The sequence below is a fragment of the Cryobacterium sp. RTC2.1 genome, from assembly GCF_035018685.1.
In the GTDB taxonomy this organism is placed as follows: Bacteria; Actinomycetota; Actinomycetes; order Actinomycetales; family Microbacteriaceae; genus Cryobacterium; species Cryobacterium glucosi.
The window spans coordinates 1-21221 of the sequence record NZ_JASJXJ010000058.1 but is presented as its reverse complement, the minus strand read 5'-3'; the positions used below and the strand labels follow the sequence as shown (position 1 = coordinate 21221).

At 69.9% G+C, this 21221-nt stretch carries 13 protein-coding genes; 2 read left to right on the top strand and 11 right to left on the bottom strand.

Going from position 1 to position 21221, the window contains the following annotated elements; translation table 11 throughout:
• The 8 genes from QN357_RS09370 to QN357_RS09335 all read right to left on the bottom strand — a co-directional run.
• The coding region (locus tag QN357_RS09370) for an SDR family NAD(P)-dependent oxidoreductase (RefSeq protein WP_323504796.1) at nt 1–918 on the bottom strand (918 nt) is incomplete at its 3' end.
• Complete coding sequence (locus tag QN357_RS09365; RefSeq protein WP_134446217.1) at nt 915–1346, bottom strand: chorismate mutase; 432 nt, start codon at nt 1344–1346, stop codon at nt 915–917. The genes QN357_RS09365 and QN357_RS09370, both read right to left, overlap by 4 nt.
• A gap of 104 nt (nt 1347–1450) precedes the next feature.
• Nucleotides 1451–2338, bottom strand: a complete 888-nt coding sequence (locus tag QN357_RS09360) for a DMT family transporter (RefSeq protein ID WP_322189897.1) — start codon at nt 2336–2338, stop codon at nt 1451–1453.
• Nucleotides 2339–2640: 302 nt separating this feature from the next.
• Complete coding sequence (locus tag QN357_RS09355) at nt 2641–3927, bottom strand: adenylosuccinate synthase (RefSeq protein ID WP_322189142.1); 1287 nt, start codon at nt 3925–3927, stop codon at nt 2641–2643.
• The gene (locus QN357_RS09350; protein ID WP_134446215.1) at nt 3927–4421 is read right to left on the bottom strand and encodes a DUF3151 domain-containing protein; all 495 of its coding nucleotides are present in this window, start codon (nt 4419–4421) and stop codon (nt 3927–3929) included. The genes QN357_RS09355 and QN357_RS09350 overlap by 1 nt, the downstream gene beginning before the upstream one ends.
• Before the next feature lie 138 nt (nt 4422–4559).
• A complete protein-coding gene (locus QN357_RS09345) occupies nt 4560–5132 on the bottom strand; it encodes a TetR/AcrR family transcriptional regulator (RefSeq protein ID WP_134446214.1) in 573 nt (190 codons plus the stop codon).
• Between the two features lie 38 nt (nt 5133–5170).
• Entirely contained in the window at nt 5171–7303 is a 2133-nt protein-coding gene (locus QN357_RS09340; RefSeq protein WP_322189140.1) for a YhgE/Pip domain-containing protein, read from the bottom strand.
• Complete coding sequence (locus QN357_RS09335; RefSeq protein WP_134561955.1) at nt 7304–7981, bottom strand: ATP-binding cassette domain-containing protein; 678 nt, start codon at nt 7979–7981, stop codon at nt 7304–7306.
• 257 nt (nt 7982–8238) lie between these two features.
• On the opposite strand from QN357_RS09335, the gene QN357_RS09330 reads away from it, so the two are divergent.
• Both QN357_RS09330 and QN357_RS09325 read left to right on the top strand, forming a co-directional pair.
• The gene (locus QN357_RS09330; RefSeq protein ID WP_322189138.1) at nt 8239–8907 is read left to right on the top strand and encodes a hypothetical protein; all 669 of its coding nucleotides are present in this window, start codon (nt 8239–8241) and stop codon (nt 8905–8907) included.
• A gap of 11 nt (nt 8908–8918) precedes the next feature.
• Nucleotides 8919–11108, top strand: coding sequence for a YhgE/Pip domain-containing protein (locus tag QN357_RS09325; RefSeq protein WP_241980933.1), 2190 nt, complete (start codon nt 8919–8921; stop codon nt 11106–11108).
• Nucleotides 11109–11125: 17 nt separating this feature from the next.
• On the opposite strand, the gene QN357_RS09320 is transcribed toward QN357_RS09325, so the two are convergent.
• From QN357_RS09320 to QN357_RS09310, 3 genes are all read right to left on the bottom strand, one after another.
• On the bottom strand, nt 11126–12250 hold the full coding sequence (locus QN357_RS09320) for a Vms1/Ankzf1 family peptidyl-tRNA hydrolase (RefSeq protein ID WP_322189136.1): 1125 nt from the start codon (nt 12248–12250) through the stop codon (nt 11126–11128).
• Between the two features lie 177 nt (nt 12251–12427).
• Nucleotides 12428–12796, bottom strand: coding sequence for a DUF4440 domain-containing protein (locus tag QN357_RS09315; protein WP_134559075.1), 369 nt, complete (start codon nt 12794–12796; stop codon nt 12428–12430).
• Nucleotides 12797–12812: 16 nt separating this feature from the next.
• Nucleotides 12813–21089, bottom strand: a complete 8277-nt coding sequence (locus QN357_RS09310) for an isopeptide-forming domain-containing fimbrial protein (RefSeq protein ID WP_323504795.1) — start codon at nt 21087–21089, stop codon at nt 12813–12815.
• Nucleotides 21090–21221: the final 132 nt, after the last annotated feature.

Genomic DNA, 21221 nt, shown 5'->3' with positions numbered 1-21221 from the left:
GGACAGGAGGCACTCGGTGCGGGACCAGAGGTGGGCCGCGACCTGCGGGTCGAGGCTCGTGGTCGTGGGGCGCTGACGAGTAGGCAGGCCGCGGGTCAGGAAACGGGGGCCGTAGTACTCGCCGCCGCGGGCATCCGTGTCGAGGGTCGCGCGCACCGTCGGCCAGGCGCCGCGGTCCTTGCCCTGGGCGCCGATCAGGCCCTGCAGGTTGTCGGCGAAACGCTGCGGCCGGCTCGGCTCGTTGACCCCGCGGATGCCCGGCGTCAGCCCCGACACCGAGTAACCGGGGTGCGCAACGAGGCTCTGCACCCCGCCGGGGCCGCCGAGTCCGGCACGCCGGAGCCGCCGGTCGAGCTCGAAGCCGAACACCTGCATCGCGATCTTCGACTGCGCGTACGCGACCCAGCCGCTGTACCCCGTCTCGAGCTGCAGGTTGTCCAGGCGCGAGGCGACGAGCCGCGTCGCGAGCGAGCCGAGCGCGACGACCCGGCTGCCTGGCGTGCGCAACAGGGCAGGCAGGGTGAGCGCGGTGAGGTGAAAGTGCCCGAGGTAGTTCGTCTCGAGCACGATCTCGTTGCCGGCCGCGCTCGACTCGCGGGTCCGGGGCGGGTGCACGATGCCGGCGTTGAGCACGAGTCCGTCGAGGCGGGGCAGCTCGAGCAGCAGCACGGCGGCCGCGCGCACACTGTCGGCGTCGGCGACGTCGAGGTTGATCGTCGAAACGGATGCCCCGGGTACCCGTCCGCGGATGGCCGCGATCGCGGCATCCGCCTTCACGGGATTGCGGCAGGCCAGCACGACGTGCGCACCGGTCGCGGCGAGTTGTTCGCTTGTGAAATAGCCGAGGCCGGCGTTGGCGCCGGTGACGACGAAGGTCTTGCCGGACGGGTCGGGGAGGTGGCGCGGGTCCCAGCTCACGACGCCGGGCCTGCGGGTTCCGCAGTCGCAGGCGCCGGTGCACCGATCGCCGAATCGGGCATGACCCCGATGGCAGCGCCGGGTGCCTGCCCGTCTCCCACGCCCGGCTGGCCGCCCGCGATCGCCACGTGATGGTGAATGACCTCGGCGACGATGAAGTTGAGGAACTTCTCGGCGAAACCGGGGTCGAGCCTGGCCTCCTCGGCGAGCGCACGCAGACGCTGGATCTGCTGCAGCTCCCGCGCGGGGTCTGCGGCGGGGAGACCGTGCCTGGCCTTGAGTCGTCCGACCTGCTGGGTGAACTTGAAGCGCTCAGCGAGCATGTGGATAAGGGCGGCATCGATATTGTCGATGCTCTGGCGGATGCCGTTCAATTCGTCGATCGCATCCCGCCCCGCACCGGCGGGCAATTCCTCGTGTTCGGCCATGACTGAACGATACCGTGCGCACCCCGGCGCGAAAGCGGGTGAATCGTCGTTATGGCTGCCGCAGACCGACGATTCACCCGCTTTCGCGGGCAGTGGTCAGGCGGCTAGGCGAGGGCGCGGCGCGGCAGGGGCAAGCGGATGCGCTTCTGCGCGAGCAGGATGCCGAGCAGCACGAGGAGCGCGCCCAACGGCTCGTTCCAGGACAGCGTCTCGCCGAGCAGCAGCACCCCGAGCACGACGCCGACGACGGGCGTCACATACGTCACCGTCGACGCGTTCGTCGGGCCCCAGGCGCGGAGCACGTTGATGTTCCAGATGTAGGCGAGCCCGGTGCCGAGGGCGCCGAGAGTGAGCAGGCTCAGGACGATCGCCGGGCTGAGCGACACCGGGTGCCAGGCCAGCACGGGCGTGAGCAGCAGCATGATCGCCCCGCCGAGCCCGATGTTGAGGAACGCGAACGTCGCCCCCGCGATCGGCCGCCCGCTCAGGAACCGGCGGGTGTACCCGAACGTGAAGCCGTAACACACCGCCGCGCCGAGGCAGGCGAGCTGGCCCCAGAGGTCCCCGGTGAGCGCCGCGTAGCGCCACGGCCCGATGATCACGAGCACGCCGGCGATGCCGACGACCACCCCGAGCACCTGCCCGCGCCCGAGCCGTTCGACGCGGAAGGCGAGGGTCGCCATCAGGGCCGTCATGATCGGTGTCACGGCGTTGTAGATGCTCGCGAGGCTCGAGGACACGTACTGCTCGGCCCACGCGAAGAGGAGATGCGGCACGACGCATCCGCTCACCGCGATCACGAGGAAGTGCAGCCACACGGCCGCTTCGCGCGGCAACACGGGGCCGTTGTTCACCCGGGGCCGGGTGATGAGCACGATCAGGCCGAGGGTGAGGCCGCCGAGCACGAGGCGCGACCAGGCGACCTGCCCGAAGCTCACTCCGGTGAGGGCGACCTTCATGAACAGGAAGCTCGAGCCCCAGACGACGCCCATGCCGAGGAACTGCAGCGCGACGACGGCGCGACGAGCAGGCTCGCCGGGAGCGGGTACTGCAGAAGTGGGGGCGTCGCGCGGGGCGGTGCTATCGGTCACCTGCCGACTGTAACGTGTGCGGCCGTCGGCGTCGGCCCCCTCTGAGCGCAACGTCTGGAACCCGCCGGTGAATGGCAGCATCCGCTCGTTCGAAGCGGCGCGCGACGACGTGAGACGACAAGAGACGACAAGAGCGGATGCGCCCCGCGCATCCGCTCTTGTCGGTTCAGACCCTTGCGGCCCGGCTCAGCTCAGCTCAGCTCTCAGTTGATCAGGTCGTGGCGGGACACGATCGCTTCGCGGCCGGGGCCGACGCCGATCGCGGAGATGCGGGCGCCGCTCATCTTCTCGAGCGCGAGCACGTAGTCCTGGGCGTTCCGCGGCAGCTCCTCGAAGGTGCGGACGCCGGTGATGTCCTCGGTCCAGCCGGGGAAGTCCTCGTAGATGGGCTTCGCGTGGTGGAAGTCAGACTGCGAGACGGGCACCTCGTCGTGGCGGACGCCGTCGACGCTGTACGCGACGCAGACCGGGATGGCGGCGAGGCCGGTGAGCACGTCGAGCTTGGTGAGCACGAAGTCGGTGACCCCGTTGATGCGGGCCGTGTAGCGGGCGACGGGTGCGTCGTACCAGCCGCAGCGGCGCGGGCGGCCGGTCGTGGTGCCGAACTCGAAGCCCTTGGCGCGCAGGAACTCGCCGGATTCATCGAAGAGCTCTGTCGGGAACGGGCCGGCGCCGACGCGGGTCGTGTACGCCTTGACGACGGCGAGGACGCGGTCGATCCGGTTCGGGCCGATGCCGGATCCCGTGACCGCACCGCCGGACGTCGCGTTCGAGGACGTGACGAACGGGTACGTGCCGTGGTCGACATCCAGCATCGTGGCCTGGCCGCCCTCGAAGAGCACGGTCTTGCCCGCAGTGAGCGCCTGGTGCAGGAGCAGCGCGGTGTCTGCGACCATCGGGCGGAGGCGCTCGGCGTAGCTGAGCAGGTCGGTCACGATCTCGTCGACCGAGATCGCGCGACGGTTGTAGACCTTGACGAGCAGGTGGTTCTTCTGGGCGAGGGCGCCCTCGACCTTCTGGCGGAGGATGTTCTCGTCGAAGAGGTCCTGCACGCGGATGCCGACCCGGTTGATCTTGTCGGCATAGGTCGGGCCGATGCCCCGACCGGTCGTGCCGATCTGGCGCTTGCCGAGGAAGCGCTCGGTGACCTTGTCGACCGTGCGGTGGTACTGGGTGATGATGTGCGCGTTGGCGCTCACCCTCAGCCGGGACACGTCGACGCCGCGGGAGATCAGCGCGTCGAGCTCCTCGAAGAGCACCTCGATGTCGACGACGACGCCGTTCGCGATGATCGGCGTGACGCCGGGGGTCAGGATGCCGGAGGGCAGCAGGTGCAGCGCATACTTCTCGCCGTCGATCACCACGGTGTGCCCGGCGTTGTTGCCGCCGTTGAACTTGACGACGTAGTCGACGCGGCTACCGAGGAGGTCGGTGGCCTTACCCTTGCCCTCGTCGCCCCACTGGGCTCCGACCAAAACGATCGCTGGCATTAGTTCTCTCCTCGGATGAAAAACGCCTCGGTGATCGGGGCCGGGTCATCGGCCCGGTAGCCGTCTGGCGTGATGGTTTCCTGGTCGATGCGCGCGATCGCGGTCGGATCGGCGTCGTTCAGGAAGACGGTGAGACGGTCGAACTCGTCCTGCTCGTTGATCTCGGCGGCGGAGCGGCGCAACGCATACAGGGCGCGCAGCACCCCGCGGTTGGGCTCGTGGGTCCACGGGATCGGGCCGTGTCCGCGCCAGCCGGCCTTGCGGAGGGCGTCGAGGCCGCGGTGGTAGCCGACGCGGGCGAAGGCATAGGCCTCGATGGTGCGGCCTTCGAGGTGGGCGACATCCGCCAGCACCGCCCAGGCCAGGGAGGACGTCGGGTGCGCGGCGACGAGGGACGGCAACGCGTGGCTTTCGGTACTCCGGAGCGCCGCGATCACCTCCGGTTCCGCGGGAAGGAGGGTCTCGGGCTGGTCGATCAAGTTTTCGCCGGTCACACTCGATCCTAACGCGGTGAGCACTCTGAGCCCCACGGAACCTGCCGCCACCCCCGGGCTGATGCCCGGAAATGTCCCGGTTTCGCCATCGCGTCGCCGCGGCCGGGAGTGCGAACCGGAGTGCGACCGGGCGCGGGATCAGGCGAGCAAGCCGCCCGAGAGCGACTCGAGGATGGCCCCGGAGACCTCGTCGCGGTCGCGGTCGGGATCGAACACCAGCCATTCGAGGCCTGCCATGAGCACGGCGCCGAAGACGCTCGACGCCATCAACCCGCTCGTTCCCGCTGCCGCCGTGGCCGGACGGGCCTCGGCGATCGCCTCCGCGAAGACGGCGAGGGCCTCGTGCCGCAGGGCGAAGAGGGTCTTCTGCCAGGCCCGGTCGGTGCGGAAGATCTCGGCCGCCATGAGCTTGGCGAGTCCCGCGTTCGACTCGATCAGGTCGAGGAGCACCGCGATCAGCGCGACGAGCGCCTCCCGCCCGTGCAGCCCGTCACGCGCCGCCCGGAGGGAGTCGGAGAGCGAGCCGACCCCCTCCTCCAGCAGCGCCTCGAAGAGCTTGTCCTTCGAGCTGAAGTTGTAGTACAGGCTGCCCTTGGCCACGTGCGCGAGCTCGGCAACGTCGTCCATCGTGGTGCCGGTGATCCCGCGGGTGGCGGCCAGCTCCAGCGCGGCGTCCAGGATCGCCCGTTTTGTTCCCGTCGCACGTGGCATAGTCGGTCCCTTCGTCGCACTCGGTTCGGGTCGCAACCCTAGATGGTCAGTTCCGGGTGCAGCCGGGTGATCGTCCACATCCGCTGCCGAGACGCGCTCCAGGCGCTGATCGCGATCGAGCCGACCAGGATGCCTACGAGAACGAGCACGGAAAGCCACAGTCTAGAGTCGATCCCGCCCGTGATGAGCTGCCGCAGCCCGGTGACGACGTAGGAAGCGGGCATCCACGGGTGCAGGATCTGGAAGAACTCCGGCGTGGTCTCGACGGGATAGGTCCCGCCGGAGGAGCTGAGCTGCAGCATGAGCAGCACCAGGCTGATCACGCGGCCTGCCGCCGTGCCGAACAGGATGATGAACATCTGCTGCAGCGCCAGGAACGCGAGCGTTGTGAGGTAGATGAACGCGGACATGCCCAGCCAGTGCGCCGGGGTCAGCCCGATGCCGTAGACGAGCACCAGGACCATGATGATGACCTGGCTCAACCCGATCGCCATGGCCGGCAGGAAACCGGTCATCGTGGCACGCAGGCCCGAGGCGGCGCTGGCGAGCGCGCGGGTCGGCAGGGCACGCAGGATGAGCCAGGTGATGAGTGCACCGACGAAGGTGGCCAGGGCGAGGAAGAAGGGCGCGAAGCCCTCGCCGAAGCTGTCCGAGGCGTTCTCCCACCGTTGATTGAGGTCGACGGGGTTCGCGATCACCGCGGCCTTCTCGGAGATCTGCGCGTCGGTGAGGCTGGGTGCGTCCGCGGCTCCGGTCGCGAGGGCATCGGCCAGGGTGTGGCTGCCGTCGGCGAGTTGCACGGTGCCGGACTGCAGGGCGGTGCCGCCCGCGACGAGCTGGCTGCTGCCGTCGACGAGGGTGCCGGTTCCGGCGGCGAGGCTGTCCGCACCGGTGGCGAGCGTGGCCGACCCGGTCGCGGCGGTGGCCGCGCCGGTGGCCAGCTGGCCTGCTCCGGAGGCGAGGGCCGCCGATCCGGAGGCCACCTGCGCCGATCCGGCTGCCACCTGGGCGGCCCCGGGGGCGCCTGCGGTCAGCGCGTCGGAGAGCGTCCCCATGCCGGTGGCGAAGTTTCCGCTCAGCGTCGCGTATCCCGAAACCTGGGTGGCAGCGCCCTGCGTCTTCGTGTTGAGGGTGTCGGCTCCGGTCGCGAGCTTCGTCACGGTCGACAGGAACGCGGATGCCGGCGTGCCGGCCGGGGCAGCGGCCATGGCCGCCTCCAGTTTCGCGAGGCCGTCGTCGAGGTCCTTCGTCCCGGTTGCGAGCTGTCCGGTTCCCGTCGCGATCGAGGTCGCCCCCGCGGCGAGCTGGTCTGAGGAGTCCGAGAGGGTGGCTGCCCCCGTGGCCGCCGAGGCGAGTCCATCGGACACCTTCTGGGTCCCCGCGGCGACAGTCGACGCGCCGTCGGAGAGCTTCAGCGAGGAAGAGGAGAGCGTTGCCGCGCCCGAGGACAGCGTGCCTATCCCCGCGGCCAGCGTCGACGATCCGTCGGCCACCTGTGCCGCGCCGTCGTCAAGGGTGGACGCGCCGGCGGAGAGGTCGTTCAGCCCGGCGACGAGAGTGCCTGTGCCGGATTCGGCCGTGCTGAGGCCGTCTGCGAGCGTTCCGGCACCGGCCGCGGCGGTGCGGATGCCGTCACCGGCCTTGTTCACGGCCACGAGCATCGTGTTGACGGTCTGGTCCCCGATGTTCAGGGACACGGCGTCCCGCAGCTGGATCATGGCCTGCTTGCCGAGGGTGGAGGCGAGGAAACTGTTGCTGTCGTTGTAGTCGACGAGCACCTCGGCAGCGGTCGGGGTGTCTGTGCCTGCGGAGATCGCATCCGTGGAGAAGTCTGCGGGGATGGTGACGGAGAAGTAGTAGTCGCCGTCGGTCACCCCGGTGGCGGCGTCGGCCGCGCTGGTTTCGACCCAGCCCAGGTCGTGACCGTCGAGGAGCTTGCCGACGAGGTCGTTGCCCGCGGTCACGTCCGTGCCGTCACGGACGGCGCCCGTGTCGGAGTTGACGAGGGCGACCGGGAGCTTGCTGAGTTCCTTGTCCGGCGCCCAGAAGGCCCACAGGTAGAGGGCGCCGTAGATCAGGGGAATGAACATCAACACGACGAGCGCGATCTTGGGCAGGGTGCCCTTGCCGAATCGGCGCAGTTCGGTGCCCGTGGATAGGAAGGCGAACATCTAGCGAATCTCCTGGTTCATGTACTGGACGGTCGGTTCGAGTCCGAGTTCCGCCCACATTTCGTAGTCCGGTGCGATGGCCGAGGCGATCACGGGAGTGCCGGCTGCGACGATCGCGCCGAGCCGGGCCCAGAGCAGGCGGCGTGCCTCCGGGGAGTGCACCTGCTCGACCTGGTCGAAGAACAGCACGCTGGGCCGACTCATCATGGCCAGCGACGCGCGGAGGAGCACCATCTCGACCTCGTCGAGGTCCCAGATCATCGTGCTCGCGGCCGGAACCGGGATATCGCCGAAGACCGGCGCGCAGACGCGGACGACCTCGGCGTCGTCGACCGCCCGGATGAAGGACCACCAGGGGGCGAGCCAGGCGTGGCGCTCGCGGATGGCCGCCCCGACGGTGACCGACTCTTCGAGGGAGTCGATGCCGTGGAACCCGGACACGCCGGTGCGGCGCTGGACCCGGCGGGCGCGGCGGGGAAGGTCTTCGCCGAGCACCGACAAGGTTCCGGAGGTTGGCCGCATCCGCCCGGCGAGGGTGAGGAGCAGGCTCGTGCGCCCACTGCCGGCCGGGCCGCAGATGACCGTGAGGCCGTCGTCGGCGCTGAAGCTGATCGGCCCGTAGACCAGGCCTCGTTTGTAACTGACAGTCAGTTCGTCCGCTACCAGTGTCGCCTGCACGTCGTTCCTTTCGTGGCGGTACTCGTTTTGTACCGACTAGTCAGTATAGATCCGTCGAACGCCCCGCGCAAGCAGGTCCGGCTTCGTCCACCTCGATCACCCGACGACCCCGCGTCTGACCAGAACTGACTAGTCAGTGAAAATCACGTGCTGGTGAATTAGAGTGGCCTCAGTCCCAGCGCCGCGATGCCTATTCCTTCCCCCCGGAACCCGTGCCGACGTCGTATGGGTTTCCTCTCACCTCCGGAGGCGCTCGCATGCGCGTTAACCTCTCGTCCGTCACCAAGGGCCCGAGAGACTCTGCCCTTCCGTCGACGACCCTGGAATTCAGCAGTGGCGCCGTCGCCTTCGCCCGGGCCGAGACCGAACGCCGTCCCACGGTCCTCGGCCTCATCGCCTCCGGCCGGATGCGCCCGGACAGCGGGACCGTCACGATCGACGGTCACACCGACTACGCCGCAGTGCGTCGCCAGATCGCTCTCGTCGACGCCCTCGGCGTCTCGGAGCCCGCCGCGGACGTCATGGTCGAAGACGTCGTCGCCGAAGAGCTCATGTTCGCCGGCCTCCGTCGCAAGTCCACCCAGCACCTGCTCGCCGGGCTCGGCCTCGCCGACCGGGCGCGGAGCGACATGGGCGACCTCGCGCCCGACGACCGCATCCGATTGTTGACCGAACTGGCCGTGCTGCGCGACGGCGTGCTGGGGCTTGTGCTCACCTCTCCCGACCGCCACGGCGGCGATCCGCTCGGCTGGTGGGACATCGCCGGTGGACTGGCGGCGCGTGGCTATGCGGTGCTCGTCATCGCCGGCGACGCCTCGGCGCACGCCATCGCTGACCTCGAGCTCGCCAACCTGGAGCCGGACGGCATGCTGCCCGCCGGACTCACCCGCTTCCCCGTCACCATCCCCGGAGCCGATGTCCTGTGAAAGTTTTCGCCATGATTCGCGCCGAACTGGCGCGACTGACCGCAACCGTGATGTCCCGGGTCGCCCTCGCCGCCCTGCTGCTCGTGCCCGTGCTCTACGGCGGCCTGTACCTGTGGGCCAACCAGGACCCGTATGCGGGTCTCGACCGCGTGCCGGTCGCCCTCGTCGTCGCCGACACGGGGACGGTCATCGACGATGTGAGCCACAACTACGGCGACGACATCGCAACGCAGCTCACCGACGCCGGAGCCTTCCAATGGCACCGTGTCTCCGCGGCCACGGCCGCGGCCGGCGTCGCCGACGCGAGCTATGACTTCAGCGTGACCATTCCGGCCGACTTCTCCGAGGGCATCGCATCCTCGGCCACGTCGACACCGCGGAAGTCGGTGATCACCCTCACCACGAACGACACGAACAGCTATCTCGCTTCGACGATCGGCGGCCAGGCCGCGACGAAGATCCGGGAGGCCATCGTCTCGAAGGTCAATGAGGAAGCGGCCGACCGGCTCCTGATCGGCTTGTCCGACGTGCGCTCGAGCCTCGTCACGGCCGCGGACGGCGCGACCAAGCTGACGGATGGCGCGACGACCGCCTCCGACGGGAGCGCAAGCCTCGCAACCGGTGCCGCCCAGCTCTCCAGCGGCGTGGGCGTGCTCGCCTCCGGCCTCGGCCAGCTCGCGACCGGAACGAGCCAGCTCTCGAGCGGGGCAACGAGCCTTGCCACCGGGACTGCGACGCTCGCGACCGGCGCCAGCCAGGTGTCTGCAGGGGCGACGAAGGTCTCCGGCGGCGCTGCAGACCTCGCGGCCGGAACGAAGAAGCTTGCCGACGGGACAGTCCCGCTCTCCACAGGAGCGGCCTCCGTGTCGGCAGGGACCAAGGCGCTGCTTGAGAAGGGCGTGCCTGCCCTTTCCGCGGCTACTGGCGATGCAGTCACGACACTTAACGCGACGACGACGACAGCTCTCGAATCGAGTCTGACCGCTATCAGGACACAGCTGACGTCGGCCAATCTCAGCACCGCCGATGTTGACGCTGCGCTCCTCCAGTTGACAACCGTCACTACCGGTATGAAGACCGCCAGCGCGCAGGCAGCCGGAGTCCAGGCCGGCCTCGACGGCCTCATCACGAAGGACGGAAAGCTCACGGCCCTCAACGCGGGTGCGGGTGGCGTCGCCACCGGCGCGGCAACCGTCGCTGCCGGCGCCGCCGCCGCCGCAACCGGTGCGGCAACCCTCGCCGCCGGCGCCGCGCAGACGGCCGCCGGTGCAAGCAACGTCGCGAGCGGCGCGACCGACGCCGCTACAGGGGCCGCAACGCTTGCGGCCGGGGCCGGAACGGTCAACGACGGTGCAGCATCCGCCGCCACCGGCGCGAGTACCGCGGCGACCGGCGCCGAAAGCATTGCGACCGGCGCGACGAGCCTCAACAGCGGGCTCGTCACCCTGCAGTCCGGCGCGGGCGTACTGCGCGACGGCCTCGCGAACGGGGTGACGAGCATCCCGAATTCGGACGCCCAGACCCGCACCCTGCAGGGCTCGACGATCGCCGACCCGGTGTCGCTCACGACCGCTGCCGTCACCTCCGCCGGGACCTACGGCGCCGGCATGGCCCCGTTCTTCGCAAGCCTCGCCGGCTGGATCGGCATCTACGCGCTGTTCCTGATCGTGAAACCGGTGTCACGCCGGGCGATCACGGCCCTGCACTCCCCGCTCAAGATCACCCTCGCCGGCTGGCTCACCCCCGGCCTCCTCGGCCTCGTGCAGATGGCGGCGCTGTTCGGCATCCTCGCCGGAATCCTGCACTTCGAGGTGCACAACCCGGTCGGCACCTACGGGATGATGGGGCTCGCCGCCCTCGCGTTCGCGGCGATCATCCTCGCGCTCAACGTGTGGCTCGGCAGCGTCGGCCAGTTCGTCGGCCTCGTGCTCATGGTGATCCAGCTCGTCACCGCCGGCGGGACCTTCCCGTGGCAGACCCTGCCGGCGCCGCTCGCCTGGCTGCACCACGTGGTGCCGATGAGTTACGCGGTCGACGGCATCCGCCAGTTGATGTACGGCGGCAACCCGGCCACGGCCTGGGCGGATGCCGGGGTGCTGCTCCTCTGGGTCGTCGGCGGCCTCGTGCTGGCCGCGGTCGGCGTCACCCGGATGACGCACTTCCGCACCCTGCGCGACCTGCGCCCCAGCCTGATCGGCTGATCGGCTGACCGGCCGGCTCAGTGGGTCGAGAGGGTCGACCAGCGGAGCAGCGCGGCGGCCCCGCTCCCGCCGGGCAGCTCCCCCGGCGACACCACGACCACGCGCGCGTCGGTGAGCAACGCGGCACGGACGAGCGCGTCTGCGGCAGGCACGGCTCCGAGAACGGCCGCGCCGAGGGCATCCGCTTCGGTCGACGCCACCCAGGGCTCACGGTCGAGCGCGAGCAGGGTCGCCTCGGGCAGCGCTCCCGAAGCGAGCAGCAGCACCTCGACCTGGCCCTGCTGCAGCTCACGCACGACGGCGGCGAAGTCGGCCTCGGCGAGGCCTTCGTCGCGCCCGGTGTCGAGGCGTTCGAGAGCGTCGTACTCGTCCTGGGCGAGGATCGCGGCAAGGTGCCGGTCGAGGTCGGCTTCGAGCTCATCGGTCGTTGCGCCGCCGGGGCGGGTGTTGGTCGGCACCACGGCGAGGATGTCCCTGCTCGCGGGGGCGAGCTGGGCGACCAGCAGCTGCCGCGCGCGCACGTCCCCGGTGAGCATCAGCAGCTCCGCACCGCTCGTGCGCACCATTTCGTCGATCGCGTCGGCGATCTGGCCCTCGTTGCGCTTCCAGATCTCCTCGGTGTCGCGCTGGTACCGCGAGTTGGACAGGAATCCTCCCTGCACCTTGGTGATGTACTCGGTGTCGCCCTCGATCTCCTCCTCGGCGACCGCGCCGGTGCGGCTGAGCCGGAACTGCCGGATCTCGCCGCCGTCACGCCCGACCTCGGCGATGATGTAGGTCAGGTCGCGCGGACGCTGGATGAGCAGCGGCAGCAGGCACGGCACCGGCCCGTGCGAGACGATCAGCTCGCCGAGTGGTTCACCGGGCAACAGCTCGTCGAGTTCGATGAGGCCGTCCCGCACCACGAGCAGCCGACTCACCTTGCCCGGCCTGCCGGGCGGTTCCTCGATCCGGTCGATCACGATGTCGGCGTCGGCCTCGGGGGCACCGGCATCGGCCAGTGCCTCGCGCACGGAGCGATGGCGCAGGCTCGAGGTGCGTCTCGGATCCTCACGATCCTGGGTGACGTCGACGTAAACGGTGGATGCGCTTCCGGGCCGGCGGTAAAGCTCCGCGAGGCCCTCGTTTCCAAAGTCAGCCATTGACCCGGGTCCCTTCTCGCTACCCGGGTTCCCCACATGCGGGAACCCTGTCTCGTCACGGTAGACCCGCCCCCGTGTACCCACAAGACACCCGGCATCCGCCGCGAAAGCGGGTGAATCGTCGGTCTGGGCAGGCGGAACCGACGAATCACCCGCTTTCGCGGACGGACTTCGGGGCTAGACGGGGCTTTGCTGGTGCAGGGCCACGCACCAGCCGCCGTTCTGGAACACGTAGGTGGTCGCGGCGGACGTCTCGACGGTTTCGTCGCCGCGGCGGGTGACGAGCCGGTAGACGAGGATGCCCGCGCGATCGTTGATCCGGATCACGGCGGGGTCGTGCAGCTCGTAGCTGTCGAGCGGCGCGAGGGCCTCGAAGAACGCGGCCACCGCGTCCCTGGCGACCACGTTCCCCGGGAGCACCAACAGGGCATCGCGCGTCATTGTGCGCCAGTAGTAGTCCCCGGCGCGGCGGGCAAGGATCGCGTCCCAGCCCTCGTGCTCTTCGTGCAGCAGGCGGGCGGGCAGATCGTCAGTGATCGCAGTCATACTGCAACGCTAGCCCCTATTCGGCACGCTGGGCGCGGCGTCGGCGACTCGTGAGGACGAGCGCGGCACCGAGCAGGAGAGCGAGGAGGGCGAGCAGGGCGAGGAGCTCAACCGGAAGGTCGATTCCGGTGTGCGCGAGGGCCTTCAGAACGGTCGCGGAGTCGCTCGCCTGGGCCGCCGGGGCGGCCGGGTCGGCGTAGAGGCTGTGCGCGGTGACCGTGTTGACCACGGTCGGGAACGCAGTGGCCAGCACGGACACCGTGATCGTGACCGTGCGGGTCGCCCCGACGGCCAGCGCGCCGGCGAAGGTGCACGTGACCAGCGCCGCGTCGGACCCAGCGGCGCAGGTCACGGCGTCGCCGTGGCCGGAGACGTAGCTGAGCCCGGCCGGGAGCACGTCGACCACGGTGAATCCACCCGGGTCTGCCGTGGCTCCGGTGTTCGTGACCGCGACGAGGTAGTCCAGGTTCGATCCGATGATGGCCTGCCCGGTGTGGTGCTTCGTCACGGCGAGACTCACCAGCGGGGCGACGACGAGTGGATCGGTCGCCGAGTTGTTTGCCGGGTCCGGGTCGGGGGTGACCGCGGTGACGGCGGCGGCGTTCGTGACCGTCGGGAACGACCGTGCGTCGACGAGGGCGTTCAGGACGAGGGTCGGCGCGTCCGCGCCGGGGGCGACGGGCGTCGCGAGGGCGCACGAGACATCCGTCGAGCCAAGGGGGGTCGACGCCGCAGCCGAGCACGACCACGCCGGGTCACTGCCCGCGCTGTCGACCCAGGTGAGCCCGACCGGGAGGGTGTCGACCACCCGGACCCCGACGGCGCTGGACGGTCCCGCGTTGGAGACCGTGAGGGTGAAGGGGGTCGGAGCGCCGATCGCGCCCGAGCCGATGTGGGTCTTCACGAGGGACAGGTCGGCGCTGCGGGCGAAGAGCACCCGCACGGGGCTCGGGTTGTTGACGAGCGTGGACTCCGTTGTCGGTGTCGCGGCGATCGCGGGGTTGTTGAGCGTGACGGCACCGAGAGCCGGGTCAGTGCTCACCGTGATCGAGAGCGCGGTCGCCGTGCCGCCGGCGGCGAGGCCGGTGCTCCCGTCACCGAGGGTGCAGGTGACGACCTGCGGGGCGCTGGCGGCAACGGCACTCGCGACACAGGTCCAGCCCACCGTGTTCGAACGGAACCGGAGCCCGGCCGGCAGGGTGTCGGTGATCGTGATCGGACCGATGGCGTCCGAGGTGCCGACGTTACGCAGCGCGAAGTCGAAGACGACGTCAGCGCCCGCGAGGGGGGTCGCCGTCGCGGTCGACTGGTTCAGCTCGAGGTCGGCGATCGCGACAACGGTCACGGGCACGGCGTCGGTGTCGGTGTGGGCGGATGAGCGGCTGTCGGTCCAGCCGACGGTCGCGGTGTTGACCGCGCGGGTGCCGTCAGGCACCGCTGCGGCAACGGATGCCGTGACACTGATCACGGAGTTCGTCACGCCGAGCTGGGCGCGGGTGCAGCTGAGGCTGGCCAGGACGCAGGTCCAGCCGGCACCGCTGATCGCGGTGGCGGTGAAACCGGCCGGCAGAGTGTCGGCGACCGTGAGCGCATCCGCGGTCGACGGACCGGCGTTGGTGACCGTCAGGGCGTAGCCGATGCTGCCACCGGCGGTGACGGTGCGAGCGGACGGCACGATCGTCTTGACGATCGTGACGTCGGCGTGCGTGGTCACGTCGGTCGGGTCGCTCGCGGTGTTGGGGTGCGCGTTCGGCGTTGGCTCGTCGAGAACCCCGGTCACGTCCGCGACGTTGGTGAAGCCGGCGGGCCCGGCGTTCGCCGGGATGCCGACGGTCACGGAGACGACGCCTGCCGTGGCTCCCACGGGAAGGATGCTCGTGCTCGTGCACGTCACATCCTGTCCGACGGGTGCAGCGCAGGTCCAGTCGGCGCCACCGTCCGCGCCCTGGGCGACCAGCCCTGCCGGGATGTGGTCGGTCACGACGGTGCCTGCCGGGGCGTCCGACGGACCGTAGTTGGTCACCGAGAGGGAGTACGTCAGGTCGGTACCTGCCGTCACGGCGCCGGCGGGGTGGGTCTTCGTGATTCCCAGATCGGCCTTGCCGGTCAGTCCCGTGTTGGTGTTGTCGCTCGCGTCGGGGGCGTTGCCTGCTCCTGCGGTCGCGGTGTTGACGACGGAACCGGTGAGGCCGCTCGGCACCGCGACCACGACGTCGACGGTCTGGGTGGCCCCGGCGCCGGGCTTCAGGGTGCCCGTGAGGACGCACCCGATGGTCGAGGGAGTGGTGCTGGTCTCGGTGCAGGTCCAGGCGCCGGGGGTACCGGCCGCGAGCCGCACGAAGGTCAGGCCGTTGGGCAGCGCGTCGGTGATCCGCACGTTGCGGGCGTCGGCGCGGCCGGTGTTCGCGACGACGAAGCGGTAGGTCGCATCCGTTCCGGGCACGAGCTGGGCATCCTGCAGGGTCTTCGCGATCGAGAGCGTTGTTGCGCTCCCGACCGGGGTCGTCGGTGCGGAGCTGTTATTGGCCGGGTTCGGGTCGGGCGTCGTCCCGGTGACGGCAACCGTGTTGGTGAGGCTGCCGGTGAAGTCGGAGTCGATCGTGGCGGTCACGGTCAGGCGCGAGGTCGCGGAGAGCGCGAGGCCGCCCGCGGAGACACAGGTCACCGGGGTCGCTGCGGTGGTGCAGGTCCAGCCGGTTCCCGTGACCGAGACGGCGGAGAGGTGCCCGGGCAGGGTGTCGGTCACGGTGATCGGTCCGACAGAGGTCGACGGACCCGCGTTGGTGACGTCGATAGTCCAGGTCGCCGTGTCGCCGGCGGCGAAGACGCCACTGGCGAGCTTCGTGATGCCGAGGTCGGCGCTCGTGGTCACCGTGTTCGTCGCGCTCGCGGTGTTGTTGCCGAGGAGCGGGTCGAAGGTGCTGGCGGAGACGGTGGCGGAGTTGACGACGGCCGTGCCGTTCGGCACACCGGATCCGGCGAAAACGGCGACCGTGATCGCCGGGAATGCGGCGTTTGCGGCGAGGGTTTCGTTCGCGTTGACACGTTCACAGCTGAAGGCGCCGGTCACGGCGTTCGGAACCGTGCAGCTCCAGCCGGTGCCGGTCGCCCCCGTGACGGTGATGCCGGTGGGCAGGGGCTGGGTGGGGGTGTCCGTGACCGTGAAGTTGTGTCCGGCGACGGCCCCGACCGCGGTGTCCGGTCCGGTGTTGCTGACGGTGATGCTGAAGGCATCCGGCGTGCTGCGCCCGGCGACGAGGGCCGAGCCGGCCGTCTTGGCCAGGGTGACGTCGGCCGCATCGATGTGCGCGTCAGCGGTCACCGGGCTCGCCGCGTACGGGGCGGGGCCGGCGTGACCGGTCGCACCGGTGGCATCCGTCGCGGAGGCCGAGAGGGTGTTGGTGTGGCGGATGCCCGCCCCGGCTCCCGGAGTGACGGTTGCCGCAGCGGTCGGCTGCGCGCTGTAGCGGATGCTGATGACGGTTCCGGGGGCCACGGCCGTGAACGCGGGCCAGGCCAGGGTCTGCACTCCGCTCGCGGTGGTCACCGTCGGGTCGCCGAGGGGCCCGGCCGCGCCGCTCCCGATCGAGACCGTGCCTGAACCGGCGAGGTACACCCAGTTCGCGGGAAGGACATCCGTCGGGGTGACGGTCGCCGCGGTGCCCGCTCCGGTGTTCGTGAGCGTCAGCGTCCAGCCGAACGGGGTGTTCACGTATGCGGTCGCACCGTTGGTCGCGGTCTTGGCGAGGTCAATGTGCGGGAAGCGCGGGGTGACCGCCGCCGTCGCCGTCGGCGGGTTGGCCGTGTAGACCCGGCCGCCGGCCGCCAGGGAGGCGTAGCTCGTCACGCTCACGCTGTTCACGATCGCGCTGCCGGTGAGGCTCGGTGACGCGGCCAGCCTGGCGTCGAAGGTCAGGGTGACGGACGCGTTCTTGGCGATGGTCGGCATCGTCCAGGTGATGGTCGTGCCGGAGAGCACACCATTGCCGGAGATATTCGTCACGCTCGCAGGGTCGATCCCGGCGGGAAGGGTGTCGACGATGGTCACGGCGAACGCGTCGGACGTCGTTGCTGTGTTCGCGTTGGTCGCGGTGACGGTGTACGTGAAGGCCTGGCCGGGTTCCGGAGTGGCGTTGGAGACGGTCTTGGCGATTCTGAGCACCGGTTCGAGCACGGTGACGCCCGCGGATCCGGCCGGGCCGGTGCGGTCGAAGCCCGCTGCGGCATTGGCCGGATCGGACTTGGCCGTGTCGTTCCAGCGCGGAGCGGCCGTGTTGGTCAGCAACGTTCCCGCGGTGTTGGCGGGCGCCGTGGTGACGGTGCCGGTGACCGAGACGGTGACGGTGCGGTCCTCGGTCGCAGCGACGACGTCCCCGAGGAGCCAGCCGATCTTCTGGCCGGACGGGGCGAGGGTGAAACCGGGGCCCTTGGGCAGCGTGGCGATGCAGTCGACGGCGGTGGCGGTGCGGCAGGCGACCGTGGCGGAGCCTGCGGTCGCGGTCACGCCGGCTGGCAGGGTGTCGATGATGGATGCGTTGTAGAAGTTGACGTTCTTGGGCAGGGTGACGGTGATCGTGTATGCGACCGCGCCGCCGACCGCAACGGCATTCGGGGTGGCCGTCTTGACCGTCGTGGCGCCTTCGACCGTGACGACGGCCGACGCGGCGGCAGAGACGACGCGCTCGACGGCGGCGTTGTTCGCCCCGTTGCTGCTCAGGGTCGAGCCGGTAACGCTCGCCGTGTTGGTGTACGTGACGAGCCCGGCGGAGTTGGGTGCGACCCGTGCCGAATAGGTGAGCACGGTGGTGGCGGGGGCCAGGAGTGCACCGGTGCCGGGGAGCACCCAGCCGAGCCTGGTGGTTCCGGTGGCGCACCCGTTGGTGCCGTCCCCGGGCACGCTCGTCGTCGTCGGCGAAGCGGCAGGGGAGAGGAAGGCCGTCAGGGTCAGTCCCGCGGGCAGGCAGTCGACGACGATGGAGTCGTAGGCTGCGGGGCGGCCGGCGGTGTTGCCGGCCGTGAGAGTGAAGGTCACGATGTCATTGCCCTGGGCGGTGGGCTTGTCGACGATCTTGGCGAGGGTCGGCAGTGGGGTCACGACCGTGATGGCCTTGGCCGCCGTGCGCGGGGTCACCGCGGTCCCGCCGAGGGTGGCGTTGCTCGCGAAGGTCGCGGTGTTGGTGAGCGTTCCGGAGGCCAGACCGACGCCGACGAGCACGCCGGGCAGCGTCACCGTGAAGACCTGGTCCACGGCGGCGGTGTTGTCGAAGGTTGCAGGGAAGGTCAGGGCGCCGTTCGTCGGGTCGAATGAGCCGCCGGCCGGCACGCTCGACACTGTCGCGACGGTTCCGACCGGAATGGTCAGTCCGGCCGGGAGCGCGTCGGAGAGCTTTCCGTTGTACACGGTCGTATGAGCAGGAACCGTGACGGAGAAGGTGTAGTCGACGAGCTCCCCCGCGACGGCCTGGTTGGCGGTGTTGCCGGTCGCCACGATCCGGGACACGCCCGTCTTGGCCACGGCGGCGTCGGCGAGGCGGATCTGCGCGGTGGTGTTGGCCGGGAGCGCATTCCCGTCGGTGTCATGGGCAGGGTTCAACGAGCCCTTCGGGAAGTAGACCGTGTCGCCGCCCGCGGTGTTCGGCGAGGTGAAGGCGACAACGGATGCCGTATTCGGGAACACCGTCGACACGCTCACGCCGGTGGGAACCGTCACCGCATAGCTGAGCCGGGTGGCTGCCGCTCCTGGGGCGAGTGGACCCGGAACGGTCCAGACGATGACGCTGCGAGAGTTCGCCGGCACAGCATTTGTGGTCGGGTAGCCGGCATCACCGGGATTCAGACAGCTGCCGGCGGGCGTGATCGACGCGACGATCCACGTGGTGCAGGTGTAACCGGCGGGGAGGGCGTCCCAGACCTGTACGGCAGAGACCGGCACATCGGTGCCTGCGGCGGCCGTTCCGGTGTTCGCGACGTCGAGGGCGTACGTCACGACGTCGCCCTCTTTGACCTTGACGTCTGTTGCCGGCGCGGCCGGGGCTGCACCGTTGACGGCGGAGATCTTCTTGGCGAGGGAGACGGTGGGGGCAGGGGCGATCGCGTAGTCGACCTGGTCACGGAGTGCGAGCACGGCCCCTGCCGTGGATTCCTGGCGGTACTTCATCAGGTTCGCGGTGATGTCGACGACGGCGGTCGGCGACGTCGACGTGACGATGGCGCTCACGAAGAGGGTCAGGGTTGCGCCCTTGGCGACGTAGAGGTCGGTCGATCCGTTGTCCGGCGTGCCGAGGTTCCAGGCGGCGGGCAGGGTGCCTGCCGGGGTTGCCGACTCTGTGCCGGTTGCGGGGGTCACGGCGACGGTGCTTCCTGACGCGGGCGCGAAGCCGTCGAAGCTCGTTCCGACCGGGGTGAAGTCGGTGATGCGGGCGTTGCGGGTGCGGGTTGAGCTTGCGAACGCCACGGTCAGCTGGAAGCAGACCTTGTCGCCGAGGTGGTAGGTCGGCACCTGGGTGTCTGTGTAGTTGGGCGCGTTGACCGCGGCGGCGCAGTCAACGGCGGTGCCACCGGCGGCCGGGCGGGGAAGCACCTTCTTGGTGATGGTCGGGCTGGATGACGCGAGGCCGGCCGACGAGTCGTCTGTGACCGGCGTGCTGCCGAGGCCGGCGGTGACGTCGGTTGTCGTGCCGGTGATCCCGACGGTGTTGAGGAAGCTGTCTCCCGCGACGGTCGGCCCGCTTTGGCTGTCTCCGGCGTAGGTCGAAGACATCAGGGCGTCGTAGCCGATCGTGCGACTCGTGTTCACCGGGAGGCTCGTCGGGTTCGGCGTGAGCACGACCGTGAAACTGCCGTCGGCGTTGGCGACGACGCTGTTGACGGTGGCGCCCGTCACCGTGCCGCCTCCGGTGCAGCCGGCCGGCAGCTGACCGGCCCGCGGACCGGTCACCAGGACGGAAGCGGGCATGATCGGGCAGAGCCCGTTGGGAACGACGTCGGTGATCGTCATCGCGGAATCGGTGGTGTACTCACTCGATCGAAGCAGCAGGGTGAAGTGCGCGATGCCGTCGGCCACGAAGTCCGAGGAGTCCACGGATTTGACGATCGACAGGTCCATGGCCTTGACGGTCACGGAGTCGCTCGAGGTTGCGGCAGCATCCGCGGGAGTGGCGACGGGGCCGGTGTATGTGCCGGTGGCGACTGCGGTGTTCGTGAGGCCCTGGCCGGCGGCGGCTGGCGCCTCCTGGCGAGTCGATGCCCCGGTGTTGTTGTCCAGGTTGGCCGCCTGCAGGCGCGCGGCGGCGTTGGGCACCTGGCCGGCGGGCCACATCGTGTTGGCCTTCAGCGGGATCGCGGCCGAATAGGTGATGGTGCGGGTGGACCCGGCCGTGAGGGTGCCGAGGTTCCAGGTGACCTTCGTGAAGACCTGGCCGAGGAAGCCTGCTCGGTCGTTGACCGTTTCGACGAGCGCGGGAGTCGCGCAGGAGGGACCGCCGGTGGAGGAGCCGAGCGGGCCGCTGCCCGGGTACTCCTCTGTGCCTGCCGCACTGTTGTCAACACTGCCGCAACCGAGGAATTCGAGGCCGGCCGGGAGGTAGTCGACGAGCACGACGCCGGTCGTGGCGGCGACCCCGGTGTTCTTGGTGGTGATTGTGTAGACGGTGGCCTGGTCCTGTGCGCCGCGCATGAGTTCATGCTCGGGGCTCGGTTCGGTCTTGGTGACCTTGAGGGCGGCGACCTTCGTGGAAACGGGAGTGACGGCATCCGTGAATGCGAAGCTGCCTGCGACGACGACGCCGGTTGTCGGCGTGAACTTGGCGAGCAGTCGAGGGTCGGTCTGACCGTAGACGGCGGCATTGCCGGGGATGGGAGATCCGACCAGGAAGACGGAGGGGTCTGGCGTGATCCCGAAGGTGAGGCCGGTGGTGCTTCCGTGCACGAGGTCGGCGATGTTCGGCCAGATCAGCACCTGGTGGGTGACCGCCGGCGGCCCCACGACGTCGGTGATCGTCACGATCGTCGGGTCAGGGAGGGCCGGGCCGCTTGCCCCTGCCGTACTGCCGGGGACATAGCTCGCTCCGGCGGGCAGCTGGTACCGGAATGCGAGGTTGTAGTAGTCCGTTGTGCCGCCGGCAGGAGCCGTCGCGGTGAGACTCACGGTCGCGTTTTCGCCCGCGAGGATGGTCGGCGTGCTGCTGGCCGTGAGGGTGACGATCCCGGCAGCGGTCGCCGGGGCGACAATGGCGCCGACGGTCAGGCCGACGGCGACGAGCAGGCCGGCCAGGACGCTGGCCGTGATCCGCATGTGCGCCCGGGCCGGGGCGAGGAAACCGTGGTCGAAGAGGATCTGACGCTTTTTGTGGCTCTCCTGACGTTACCGTGGGTGGTTTCCGAGCGCCTTAACGAGTGCACGCCGCTCTCCGTCTAGGTTTCTAAC